This window comes from Clostridium sp. DFI.5.61, assembly GCF_024462915.1.
Classification (GTDB): domain Bacteria; phylum Bacillota; class Clostridia; order Oscillospirales; family Oscillospiraceae; genus Lawsonibacter; species Lawsonibacter asaccharolyticus.
Map to the genome: position 1 here is coordinate 1 of NZ_JANGBZ010000081.1, position 11,086 is coordinate 11,086.

The 11,086-nt window shown below is 58.1% G+C and carries 11 protein-coding genes, 1 tRNA gene and 1 riboswitch; of the genes, 10 read left to right on the plus strand and 2 right to left on the minus strand.

What is annotated here, in order from left to right; genetic code table 11:
• Window positions 1-118: 118 nt before the first annotated feature.
• A riboswitch (THF riboswitch) is annotated at window positions 119-240 on the plus strand.
• Between the two features lie 81 nt (window positions 241-321).
• The 5 genes from NE584_RS18185 to NE584_RS18205 all read left to right on the plus strand — a co-directional run bounded on the left by NE584_RS18185 (window position 322) and on the right by NE584_RS18205 (window position 5,187).
• Complete coding sequence (locus tag NE584_RS18185) at window positions 322-945, plus strand: folate family ECF transporter S component (RefSeq protein WP_050624541.1); 624 nt, start codon at window positions 322-324, stop codon at window positions 943-945.
• A 39-nt stretch (window positions 946-984) separates the two neighbouring features.
• Entirely contained in the window at window positions 985-3,270 is a 2,286-nt protein-coding gene (locus NE584_RS18190) for a DNA internalization-related competence protein ComEC/Rec2 (RefSeq protein WP_256183423.1), read from the plus strand.
• Between the two features lie 29 nt (window positions 3,271-3,299).
• Window positions 3,300-4,367, plus strand: a complete 1,068-nt coding sequence (gene holA, locus NE584_RS18195; RefSeq protein ID WP_108981411.1) for a DNA polymerase III subunit delta — start codon at window positions 3,300-3,302, stop codon at window positions 4,365-4,367.
• Between the two features lie 36 nt (window positions 4,368-4,403).
• Window positions 4,404-5,057, plus strand: a complete 654-nt coding sequence (locus NE584_RS18200; RefSeq protein WP_256183424.1) for a toprim domain-containing protein — start codon at window positions 4,404-4,406, stop codon at window positions 5,055-5,057.
• Window positions 5,058-5,113: 56 nt separating this feature from the next.
• Window positions 5,114-5,187: transfer RNA gene (locus NE584_RS18205), tRNA-Gln, on the plus strand.
• Between the two features lie 78 nt (window positions 5,188-5,265).
• Here NE584_RS18205 and NE584_RS18210 read toward each other — a convergent pair.
• Window positions 5,266-6,447, minus strand: coding sequence for a site-specific integrase (locus NE584_RS18210; protein ID WP_256183425.1), 1,182 nt, complete (start codon window positions 6,445-6,447; stop codon window positions 5,266-5,268).
• A 103-nt stretch (window positions 6,448-6,550) separates the two neighbouring features.
• On the minus strand, window positions 6,551-7,252 hold the full coding sequence (locus NE584_RS18215) for a helix-turn-helix domain-containing protein (protein ID WP_256183426.1): 702 nt from the start codon (window positions 7,250-7,252) through the stop codon (window positions 6,551-6,553).
• Between the two features lie 147 nt (window positions 7,253-7,399).
• On the opposite strand from NE584_RS18215, the gene NE584_RS18220 reads away from it, so the two are divergent.
• The 5 genes from NE584_RS18220 (at window position 7,400) to NE584_RS18240 (ending at window position 10,809) form a co-directional block, all read left to right on the plus strand.
• Complete coding sequence (locus NE584_RS18220) at window positions 7,400-7,555, plus strand: phosphatase (RefSeq protein ID WP_256183427.1); 156 nt, start codon at window positions 7,400-7,402, stop codon at window positions 7,553-7,555.
• The gene (locus tag NE584_RS18225) at window positions 7,555-7,740 is read left to right on the plus strand and encodes a helix-turn-helix domain-containing protein (protein ID WP_256183428.1); all 186 of its coding nucleotides are present in this window, start codon (window positions 7,555-7,557) and stop codon (window positions 7,738-7,740) included. Before NE584_RS18220 ends, NE584_RS18225 begins: the two co-directional genes overlap by 1 nt.
• 395 nt (window positions 7,741-8,135) lie before the next feature.
• Window positions 8,136-10,070, plus strand: coding sequence for an AAA family ATPase (locus NE584_RS18230; protein WP_256183429.1), 1,935 nt, complete (start codon window positions 8,136-8,138; stop codon window positions 10,068-10,070).
• 227 nt (window positions 10,071-10,297) lie between these two features.
• Window positions 10,298-10,624 carry a hypothetical protein gene (locus NE584_RS18235; protein WP_256183430.1) on the plus strand — a complete coding sequence of 109 codons (327 nt, stop codon included), beginning with the start codon at window positions 10,298-10,300 and terminating at the stop codon, window positions 10,622-10,624.
• Window positions 10,621-10,809, plus strand: a complete 189-nt coding sequence (locus tag NE584_RS18240; RefSeq protein ID WP_256183431.1) for a hypothetical protein — start codon at window positions 10,621-10,623, stop codon at window positions 10,807-10,809. Before NE584_RS18235 ends, NE584_RS18240 begins: the two co-directional genes overlap by 4 nt.
• The last annotated feature ends 277 nt before the right edge of the window (window positions 10,810-11,086 follow it).

An 11,086-nucleotide genomic window follows, 5' to 3' on the forward strand; every position in this document is an offset into this window, starting at 1 on the left:
AAAAATTTGCGGAAGGACTTTGCGGGCAGAGTCGTAAGATCCGGCGCGAGAGCGCATCTGTGTCCCCTCCGCTGGTTTTTCTTGCTTTTTTTCGGAAAAAGAGGTACACTGAAACAAAGGCAGAGTAGGGGCATGCGTGCTGGTCCCAAAGGGGACCGTGTAGTGCCGGCGGGACGGGGAGTTGTCCGCCGGACGAACAGCGCAGACGCGCGGCAGTGCATGATCCCGCATCCCGCTGCCGCATACCGGGGCGGGACCTCCGCTTCCTCTGTGCGGCAATCCCGAAAGGGCTGCCGGATCGCAGAAGGAGGCGTTTTCTTTATGTATCGAGACCAATGTTCCAAGACCCTGTACCGCACCCCGCTCCAGCCCGGCTGGTGGCTGGAGGGGAATCAGGCCATGAAAAGCCTGAAGCTGCTGATGTTCGCGGCGCTGATGGTGGCGATGGCCCGGGCGCTGTCCCTCATCCCCGGCATCCCCATCGCCCACACCAAGATGACCTGGGGCTTTCTGGCCCGGGCGCTGTGCGCCCTGGTCTGCGGGCCGGTGATGGGACTGGTGTTCGGCTTTGTGGAGGATATCCTGGGCTTTATCCTCCAGCCCACCGGGGATTTCTTCCCTGGCTACACCCTGTCTACCATGGCAGGGGTGCTGGTCTATGCCCTGTGCTTTTACCGGGCGCGGATCACGGTGCTGCGCATCGTGCTGGCCAACCTGGTGGTGAACCTGCTGGTCAACGCCCTGATGGGCTCCCTGTGGAACCTGATGCTCCGGGGCGGGGTCTACTGGGGGTGGTTCCTGCCCAGCCTGGGCAAGAACCTGGTGACCGTCCTGCCCAAGACCCTGGTGATATATGTACTGTTCCAGGCGCTGCTGCCCATCCTCCAGCAGATGGGGGTCATCCCCAGACAGCTGGATGAGAAGGGGCGGCTCCCCCTGATCTGAGAGAACGGACAAAAGGCGGACAGAGAGGAGGAGAGGGCTGTGCGGGTGCTGGCAACGGCGGCGGGCTCCTTCTCTCTGGCCGTCTTTGCCGCCAACTGCATCCCGCTGCTGGAGGGGGCGCTGCTCCCGCTGAGCTGTGTCCTGGCGGCGCTGTGCGCCGCGGCCCTCCTGTGCCTCCGTGGGCGGGCACGAGTAAGAGGGGCCCTGATCTGCGGCGGGCTGGCCCTGGGACTGCTGTGGACGGCGGCCTATGGGGCGGTGTTTTATGCCCCGGCCCGGGCGCTGGACGACAGGACCATCCGGCTGTCCGGCACGGTGATGGAGTACCCCCAGGAGACCGACTACGGCTGGTCAGTGCTGGTCCGGGCGGACGGGGAGCCGGGGGCCCCGGTGCCCACGCTGGTCTATGCGGACGAACAGGGGGCGGACCTGCGGCCAGGGGACCGGGTGGAGACGGTGGCCCACTGCACCCTGGCAGAGCGGACCTTCGGCGGGGAGGAGATCACCTACTACACCGCAAAGGGCATCTTTCTGCGGGCGGAGGCTTACGGCGAACTGCGGGTGACGCGGCCGGAGCGGCTCCCGCTGCGGTATCTCCCGGCGGAGCTGGCCCACCAGCTCAAACAGGGGGTGGACGCCGCCTTCCCAGAGGATGCGGCGCCCCTGATCCGGGCACTGACCACCGGGAACCGGGACAACCTCACCGACCACTACACCTCCTCTCTTCAGCGAACCGGCCTGTCCCACACGGTGGCGGTGTCCGGGATGCACCTGTCCTTCCTGGCCGCCCTGGTCTCCGGCCTGCTGGGCCGGGGAAAGCGGCGCTCCGCCCTGGTCACCTGCGGGGTGGTGCTGGTCTTTACGCTCATTTCCGGCTGCACGCCCTCAGTGGTGCGGGCGGCGGTGATGCTGATCCTGCTGCAACTGGCCGCCCTGCTGGGGCGGGAGCGGGACCCGCTGACGGCCCTCGCCCTGGCCTTGATGCTCCTGCTGGCCTGGAACCCCTTTTCCGCAGCCCATATCGGACTTCAGCTCTCCTTTGCATCGGTGGCGGGCATCCTGCTTTTTTCAGACCGGCTCCAGGAGCGGATGCTGCGGGGGTGGAAGCGGTCGCCCAAGGACTCCATCCCGCTCCGGCTGCTGGGGGCACTGGTCCGCTTCGGGGCGGCGGCCCTGTCTGCCACCCTGGGGGCCATGGTGTTCACCACGCCGTTGACGGCCCTCTATTTCGGGAGCCTGTCCCTGATCTCCCCCCTGGCTAATCTGATGACCCTGTGGGCCGTGTCTGCGGCCTTCAGCGGCGGGCTGATCGCTGGAGCGGCGGGGGCAGTGCTGCCGGAACTGGGCAGGGTGCTGGCTCTCCCGGTGCTCCCCTTTGTCCGCTATCTGGACTGGGTGGTGCCCCGGCTGGCCCGGGCCCCCTTCTCGGCACTGAGCACCAGCTCCTTCTACTATCTGGCCTGGCTGCTGTTCGTCTATGTCCTGCTGCTCCTGGGGCTGCTGTACCGGGGGAAGAAGGGATGGAAGACCCCTGTCTGTGCCTGCCTGGCTGCGCTGTGCGCCAGCCTGCTGTTCCACGCCCGGAGCTTTCAGGCGGGGGATATGACGGCGGCGGTGCTGGATGTGGGGCAGGGGCAGAGCGTCCTGATTCGGCTGGGGGACCACTACACCCTGGTGGACTGCGGCGGGGACGGACCGGACGACCCCGGGGACACGGCAGCGGACTGCCTTCAGGGGCTGGGGCGGGACCGGCTGGATCTGCTGGTGCTCACCCACTTCCACGACGACCACGCCAACGGCGTGCCCGAGCTGCTGGAGCGGCTGTCGGTGTCCGCCATCGCCCTGCCGGACGTGGAGGAGGACAGCCCCCTGCGGCGGGAGATCCTGACGCTGGCGGAGGAGAAGGGCATCCCGCTGTGGTGGGTCCGCCGGGATACCACAGTGGAGCTGGAGAAGGGGCAGCTGACGCTGTATCCCCCTCTGGGAGCGGGAGAGGCCAACGAGCTGGGGCTGTCCGTGCTGGCCGGCGCCGGCGGACTGGACCTGCTGGTCACCGGAGATATGAGCGGGGATGTGGAGGGCATGCTGGTGGAGCACGCGGGGCTCCGGGACGTGGAGCTGCTGGTGGCGGGCCACCACGGGTCGGCCTCCTCCACCTCTCAGGCCCTGCTGAACGCCCTTCAGCCGGAGACTGCCATCCTCTCAGTGGGGCGGGACAACGCCTACGGGCACCCGGCCCCGGAGACGCTGGAACGGCTGGAGCGCGCGGGTGCGGAGATCTATCGCACCGACCGGGACGGCACCGTGACCGTGAGGACCCGGTGAGCGTACAAAGAAAAGACGGAGGGAATGCTATGCCGCCCAAACAGAAGGCCGATACGGCCGGATATCAGCAGCTGAAAAAGGATCTGGCCGGGGGAGAGCCGGGGAGGCTCTATCTTTTCCACGGGGAGGAGACCTATCTGAGGGACCACTACCTGGGGCGGCTGAAGGAGCTGCTGCTCACCGGGGGGATGGGGGAATTCAACCTCCATACCATCCCGGCGCGGGAGATGTCCCCCCGCCGCCTGGAGGAGGCGGTGGACTGCCTGCCCATGATGGCGCCCCGGACCCTGGTGCTGGTACGGGATTTTGACCTGTTCAAGGCGGGGGAGAAGGACCGGGAGGAGTATGCACGGGCCTTTGCCCAGCTCCCGGACTACTGCTGCCTGGTCTTTGTCTATGACCTGATCCCCTACAAGGGGGATGCCAGGACCAAGCTGGCGGCGGCCATCAAGCAGAACGGGACGGTGGTCAACTTCGCACGGCAGGACCAGGGGGACCTGGTGGACTGGGTGCGCCGGCGCTTCCGGGCGCTGGGCAAGGAGATCGACACCCGGCTGGCCTGCGATTTGATCTTCCTGTGCGGGGACCTGATGACAAATCTGATTGGGGAGATCGAGAAGATCGGGGCATATGCCAAGGGCGGGCGGATCACCCGGGAGGACATCGACGCGGTGGCCACCCCCCAGCTGGACGCGGTGGTGTTCCGCATGACGGACGCCATCGGCGAGGGGAACTTCGACCGGGCGGCCTCGGTGCTGGGGGAGCTGTACCAGATGCAGGAGCCGCCCATCCGCATCATGTGGTCTCTGGGCCGGCAGATGCGCCAGCTCTACTCCGCCCGGCTGGCCATCGAGAAGGGGAAGGGGGCCCCCTATGTGGCGGGGCTGTGGGGGCTGAAGCCCTACCCGGCGGACAAGCTGATGACCTCGGCCCGCCGGTTCTCCCTGAGCTGGTGCCGGCGGGCGGTGGTCCGCTGCGGCCAGACGGACCTGGCCATGAAGTCCACCGGACAGGACGCCCAGGAGCTGCTGACCGGCCTGCTGCTGGAGCTGGCGGCTCCGTCACGGCCGGCGGGGCGGCAGGGGGCCCGGGGCTGAGAACGGTCCGCAGGCGAATGAGAGGAGGAGAGGAGATTGCTTCACATCCGGGAGGCTGTCGTGGTGGAGGGCCGGTATGACAAAAACGCGCTGTCCCAGGTGGTGGATACCCTGATCCTGGAGACGGCGGGCTTCGGTATCTTCAAGGACCGGGATCAGATGGCCCTGCTGCGCCGGGCCGCCGAGCGCCGGGGGCTGATCGTGCTTACCGACTCCGACGGGGCGGGCTTTGTGATCCGAAGCCGGATCAAGAGCTGTATCCCGGGGCAGTATCTGAAGCATGCCTATATCCCGGACGTGTACGGCAAGGAGCGGCGGAAGAAGCAGAGGGGCCGGGAGGGCAAACTGGGAGTGGAGGGGATGCCGCCCCAGGTGCTGATCCAGTCCCTCCGACGGGCGGGGGCCACCTTCCTGGAGGAGGGAGGGACGTGCGCCCCGTCGCCGGGGCTCACCAAGGCGGACCTGTACGCGGCGGGGCTGTCAGGCCGCCCCGACAGCGGCGCCCGGCGCCTGGCCCTGCTGCGCCGGCTGGAGCTGCCGGAGCACCTCACCGCCAACGGCCTTCTGGCGGTGCTGAATGCCTGCTACGGGGCCGGGGAGGCGGAGGAGATTCTGTTTTCCGAGGCCCCCGCGGCGGCCGGCCGGGAGACGGAAGAAAAGAAAGAAAAAATTTTTCCAAAAACCCCTTGACAATTCCGCACAATTTGCTATAATAACGTTCGTGCTCGCGAGAGCTACAAAGAAATAGCGGGATTGTGTAAGGGTAGCACGACAGACTCTGACTCTGTTTGTGAGGGTTCGAATCCTTCTCCCGCTGCCATAAAGAAACCCTAGAGCCTCAACGGTTCTAGGGTTTTTCTTTGCTGCTTTTTGGGACCATTACCCTTTAATTGACCCTTTACAGGTTCGATATGTATTCCTGCATCCGGGCGGCGCTATCCTCTTTCATGCGTTCTGACACATGGCCGTAAACATCTAGGGTAAAGGCCGCCGTTGCGTGCCCCAAATTTCCCTGAACAGTTTTTACGTCGTCCCCATTCTGGAGGGAGAGGACGGCAAAGGTATGCCGGAGATCGTGTACCCGGCTATCTGGAGCCCCGATTTGAGAGGCCAGCTTCTTGTAATGGTTATAGACCGTCTGGGGACTGAGATTGCTCCCCGTCGCTGTGGTGAATACTAGGGCGCTTTTCTGCTGATCGGTTGTCTGCCAGCCCACCCACAGCTCCCCGGCCTTGAGCCGCTGCTCTGCTTGCTCTCGTTTGCGGCGCTCCAATAGCTCCAAGACAAAGGGGGCGGGGCGAAGTGTGCGGGTCTTGTCGTTTTTCAGCGGAGCGAAGGTAAAGCCGCCATCAGACAGCGGACGCTTTTGGAGCTGCTTGCAGACTTTCACGGTCCCCGCTTTGAAGTCCACGCAGTCCCAGGTTAGACCAATGGCCTCCGATTCCCGCAGGCCGGTAAAAAGGATCACCTTCAAGAGAATTTCATATTCATCCCCAGCGGATACCCGGAGAAAGTCCTTCACCTGTTCATCTGTGAGTGGGTGAATTTCTTTTTTCTCCACCCGGGGGAGTGTGACACGGCTTGCAGGGTTGTCCCGAATGTATTCCACGCTGACTGCGGTTGAGAGACATTTGGTGAGGATACCGTGGATATTCCGAACACTTTTGGGGGCCATACCATCACGAAGAAGTCCATTGTAAAAAGCCTGTATCTGGGGTGCAGTCAATTCCGCCAGCTTCACCGCCCCCAAGCTGGGTACAATGTGGGTCTTGCACTGCGCCGTGTAGTGCTTGACGGTCAGATACTTCTTGTCGCTGGTGTACTCCTGAAGCCATAACTCCACCCATCTGGCCAGCGTCATTTTAGATGGCTGAAAGTAGTCTCCACAGTCCAGTGCAGTGGTGACCTGGGCCAGCTTCTTTCTCACTTCCTGCTGAGTGGCCCCGTAGACTGACCGCTGTATCTGTTTCCCTGTGCCGGGATCACGGCCCACAGTATAACGGGCCTCCCACCGTCCGTCTTTCCGCTGTCGGATCGTCCCACTCCCCTGTGCGGCTCTGGTGTTGCTCTTTCTCGCCATTGCAATTCCTCCTTTGTTTGTGGTAGAATGGAGGAGCAGTAGGCCCACAAGTTTACTGCCCCCTATAGCCGTCCCTGGTGTTGGTAGCACTGGGGGCGGTTTTTTATTTATCATCCGTAATTCTATTTGCAATATTTCCCACACATACATTAGTAACACCATCAAGGATTGCAGTCGCACGAGTTGTAAAAAAATCTATTGCTTCATCAAACCCTATTTTTATGCAATAACCACTTAGTAAATCTTCGGTCATTTGACGTTCTCTTTCTGTAGCTAAAGCGTCCAGTTCTTGCATTTTTTGCTTATAATCATCATAAGGCAATTCGCGGAGTTCATCTAAATTGAGCCCTCCGCCCTCCTCTGGTGGAACCCTTTCATAAGCTAAAGAAGCTAGTGCTGCTCTTTGGAGACAGTTCTCAAATACTGTAACAGCAGGTAGTCCCATTAAAAAATTAAAAAATTCCTTCACACCAGCGAAATCAAAGCCTTCTTTCCCATAGTGTAATAATTTAACGGTCTTTTCTGTTAATCCCGTAGACTGACATGCAACTCGAATGTCCATATCTACACTTTTAACATCAGATAATCCAAGCAACCAATCCGCCGAAACATTGCATTTTTTAGCTATCTTCTTTAGTCCAAGAGCGTCCGGGATTCTCTGGCCTGCTGCATAAAATCCCACGGTAGCACGGGACATTTCCAGTTTTTTTGAAAATTGATCTAATGTCATATCTCCCATCAATTCAAGAAAGGCAGCCCGAAACTCTGGAAAGCGAGGCGGGGTGTCTTTTTTTGCTCTACTCATACTCAAAGCCTCCTAAATTATTCTCGCTTAGTGTATATATGCCGAAAGATTTTCTCTAAGTGTTCCATTTTCTCTTTTTGTTTGTTATAATTACGTTGTAAGTATAGCATTAGAGAAATCACTAGTCAAGAGAAAGGAGAAGAAAACATGGGTGAAAAGCAGTTAAACGAGAGGGCCCTAGAACTACGCCGGGAATATCAGCGCGAATGGCGACGGAAAAACAAGGAAAAAGTCAGAGCAAACAACCTCCGCTACTGGGAACGGAAAGCACAAAAATCCGCCCAGGAAAGGCAGGTGCAGTGATGGAAAAACTGGAGCCTTTGGCCGTCTCTGCACCCGAAGCGGCCCGGCTACTGGGAGTAAGTAAACCCACAATCTATCAGTACATCCACCGTGGGGACTTTCCATCCTTCAAACTGGGCAACCGAACACTGGTCAGTGTGGCTGGCTTGCAGGAATGGATTAGAAAGCAGGTGAACGAACAATGAGTGAACAAAGAAAAACCCGCTCCAGTGTTGCAGCACCGGAACGGGCGGAGGAAACGGGGTCGGCTTCACGGGCGGACACCACTTCCCAAAACTATTGTACATCAGACCAGGGCCGGACGCAAGCGGGATATATTTCCCAGTTTCTGCTTGCTGGAGCGGGACAAGGGCTCCATCTCCGGGACCTGGTGCGGATTACTCAGCTTTCAGAGAGAGAGGTAAGAAAGCAGATCCACATAGAGCGACGGAGGCATATCCCGATCCTCAGCAACAACCTGGACGGATACTACCTCCCATCTAGCAAGGAAGAAAAGGACCGCTGCGTAGATTCGCTTCGCCGTAGAGCGGCGGAGATTCTGGAAGCCGCTGATGCAATCGAGAAAGCAGAGGTGTAATGCGTGGCAATCGACTTTGAAGAACTGAAAAGGGAAGATTGCCGCACGGTAGCCCGCCGCCTGGGGCTGGATTTGAACCGACAGGACAAGGTGCGGTGCTTTCTTCATGCTGGGGACAAAAACCCCAGCTTACAGATATACGCTGATGGCTGGAAGTGTTTTGGTTGTGGTGAGCATGGGGACGCTGTTGATCTTGTATCAAAGTATCTTGGCATATCAAACACTGAGGCGGTGGAGTGGATGAAAAAAGAATTTAATATCCAGGAGCCGCCCAGGAAACAGGATTATGGACAGGCCGAGCGGGAGCATATATACCCAGGCGGACAGGTCAAAAAGGTCATGTATCGCCGGACAGATGGGTCAAAATACGGGATTTGGTTCCACCTGGAGAACGGCGCATGGAAGAAAGGACGGGGCAACGCCCCGCACTCCCTCTACATAGCCGGTCAACTGACTGGAGCCGTCTTTGTGGTCGAAGGAGAAAAAGACTGTGATACCCTCCACAAGCTAGGCTATGATGCTGTCAGCGGAGAAGACGGAGCTGGACCGGGGAAATGGAGGCCAGAGTATACCGAGCAGCTAAAGGGCCTCTCTGTGGTGATATTCCAGGACAACGACCAAACGGGAAAGGACTATGCACAGGAGACCGCCGCCGCTATTCATGGTGTGGCTTCTAGTGTGCAAGTGCTGGACTTAACACAAGTATGGACCAATATGCCTGAAAAGGGGGATATATCCGATCTTGTCGCAAAGTTTGGAGCAGAGAAATCATGTGATATGATTGCTAAGCTCATCAGCACAACACCACAATGGGAGCCGCCTCCGTCAGAGGCAGATCCTTTGCTGTCCTTGTTCAAATCACTGGAGGACTTTCCAGAGGAGGACGCCAAATGGCTTATTCCGGGGTGGATACCTGCGGGACAAATATCAGTTATTGCGGCGGATGGGGGAATAGGAAAAACCACATTGTGGTGTCACATAATTGCGGCGTTAAGCAATGGTACAACCTGCATACTTGACCCGCCGGGATATACCCGTGAACCAATGAAAATTATGTTCTTGACCACGGAGGACAGTGTAAGGAAGAAACTGCGGAAAAAACTGCGCCTTGCCGGGGCCAACATGAAAAATATCATTACCCCTGATTTTGTTGGAGATCGTTCTGGGATGCTCCATAAGTTAAAGTTCGGTTCTGAGGAATTGGAGAGGGTACTGCGCTACTTCCGTCCTGCGCTATGTGTCTTTGACCCTATACAGGGCTTTACCCCACCGCGCGTCAACATGGGAAGCCGGAACGAAATGCGGGATTGTACCGCTCAGCTTATCACCATCGGAGAGGACATCAACACCACGGCGCTGATTGTCTGCCATACCAACAAACGCAAAGGTGCCTGTGGGCGGGATCGTATTGCTGACAGCGCCGACATTTGGGATATTGCCCGGTCTGTGCTTATGGCCGGATTTACCGAGGATCAGGGCGTCCGCTACCTGTCCAATGAGAAAAACAATTATGCCCAGTTGCAGGAAACAGTCCTTTTCTCCATTGACAGCGACGAGCAGATACATAAAGAGGGGACAAGCTGGCGGCGAGATCGTGAGTATGTCATGGGGGCGGAACAGGCCAAGTCCTCACCAATGCGGGAGGATTGCAAGGCGTTCATTATGAAAACTCTGCATGAAACCGGGGGTGCAATGCCTACTGCTGATTTGGACGAGCTGATAACCGCCGCCGGGTATAGCTTTAGCTCTTTGAAGCGGGCAAAGGCCGATTTAAAGAAAGAGGGCAATGTGAGGTACTTCCATACTGGAAGCAATGATAGGAGGGTGTGGCACATCCAGGCATTAACCGATCTAACCTCTAATTTTGAGGAGTTGCGAGAGGATATACCGACACCCTTTGACAGTGCTCCACCGTCAGACATTTCAAAAGTGGTCTAGTACGAAGTTTTTCTAGTGATATCAAGGGTTTCCGTACTTGACCACCCTGGTCTAGTACGGCTGTAAATGGCGAGTACAGATTTTGTACTTGACCACCCTGGTCAAGTACGCAATCCCTTGTGTCGCAACGGTTAGACCGTACTAGACCACCTAGCGTCTCTCTGACGGTGCGTGAAAACCAAAGTGGTCAAGTATAGAAAATAATAAAAGGTATCGAGGAGAACGACATGGACAAGAAAAAGGCGAAGGACCCTCAAATCTGGAAACGGCTGGGCTTGGAATTAGCTGCGCTTCATGATCTAATTGTGGAAATCCAATGCGACAAAGATTATGCAAGCGTCATGGATTCCAAAACGTGGGATCGGTTGTATAAGCTAACTTATCACTTGGATATTGTTCGGAGTTGTGCGGAAGAAAGAATGGCAAAGAATCTGCCGGATTGGTCAACAAGAACATTTTACCCCGTTGATAGATCAAGGACAACTGTTGCAGGTGAGGCTTTTCGTGAGGAAATAAAAAGGGAATTTGAGAAACCGGAGGATGGCAAAGTATGAAAGATATAATTTGTCCCCTGGATGGGAAGCCCTGTGAAAAGGACTGCCCGGACCGCTACATAGATCATCCCGGTGGTGGCTGTTTCCTGACCACGGCCCAGGGGATGGGGGCTAAGCTCATCGACTTGGGCGGCGGTGATGTTGGAATGATGTTCACTCCAAACGGGAAGAAGGTGAAAACATGACGGACAACCAGGCTTTAGCGATTGTGAAGCAACTGGAGCGAATTGCGGATGTATTGGAGAGTATAGAGGAAGTGCTTGCGGCTGGGGGTGGTTCTAACGGGTAGAACAAGCCAGAGAAAAGGCCGGGCGGGAGAGCTGGAGCTTGCCCGGCTTCTCCAGGAATATGGGTACAATGTGGAGCCAGGGCGGGCGGTGAGTTACGGGAGCACTCCCGATATCGTGGGCCTCCCCGGCGTCCATATCGAGTGCAAGCGGGCGGAGCAGCTGCGGCCTTATT

What these genes read in the sequence shown, in the direction of transcription:
- NE584_RS18220 (WP_256183427.1), top strand. Translation starts at nt 7,400, where the DNA reads ATGGGTGAAAAGCAGTTAAACGAGAGGGCCCTAGAACTACGCCGGGAA.
- NE584_RS18235 (WP_256183430.1), top strand. Translation starts at nt 10,298, where the DNA reads ATGGACAAGAAAAAGGCGAAGGACCCTCAAATCTGGAAACGGCTGGGC.
- NE584_RS18185 (WP_050624541.1), top strand. Translation starts at nt 322, where the DNA reads ATGTATCGAGACCAATGTTCCAAGACCCTGTACCGCACCCCGCTCCAG.
- NE584_RS18215 (WP_256183426.1), bottom strand. Translation starts at nt 7,252, where the DNA reads ATGAGTAGAGCAAAAAAAGACACCCCGCCTCGCTTTCCAGAGTTTCGG.
- NE584_RS18240 (WP_256183431.1), top strand. Translation starts at nt 10,621, where the DNA reads ATGAAAGATATAATTTGTCCCCTGGATGGGAAGCCCTGTGAAAAGGAC.
- NE584_RS18225 (WP_256183428.1), top strand. Translation starts at nt 7,555, where the DNA reads ATGGAAAAACTGGAGCCTTTGGCCGTCTCTGCACCCGAAGCGGCCCGG.
- holA (WP_108981411.1), top strand. Translation starts at nt 3,300, where the DNA reads ATGCCGCCCAAACAGAAGGCCGATACGGCCGGATATCAGCAGCTGAAA.
- NE584_RS18210 (WP_256183425.1), bottom strand. Translation starts at nt 6,447, where the DNA reads ATGGCGAGAAAGAGCAACACCAGAGCCGCACAGGGGAGTGGGACGATC.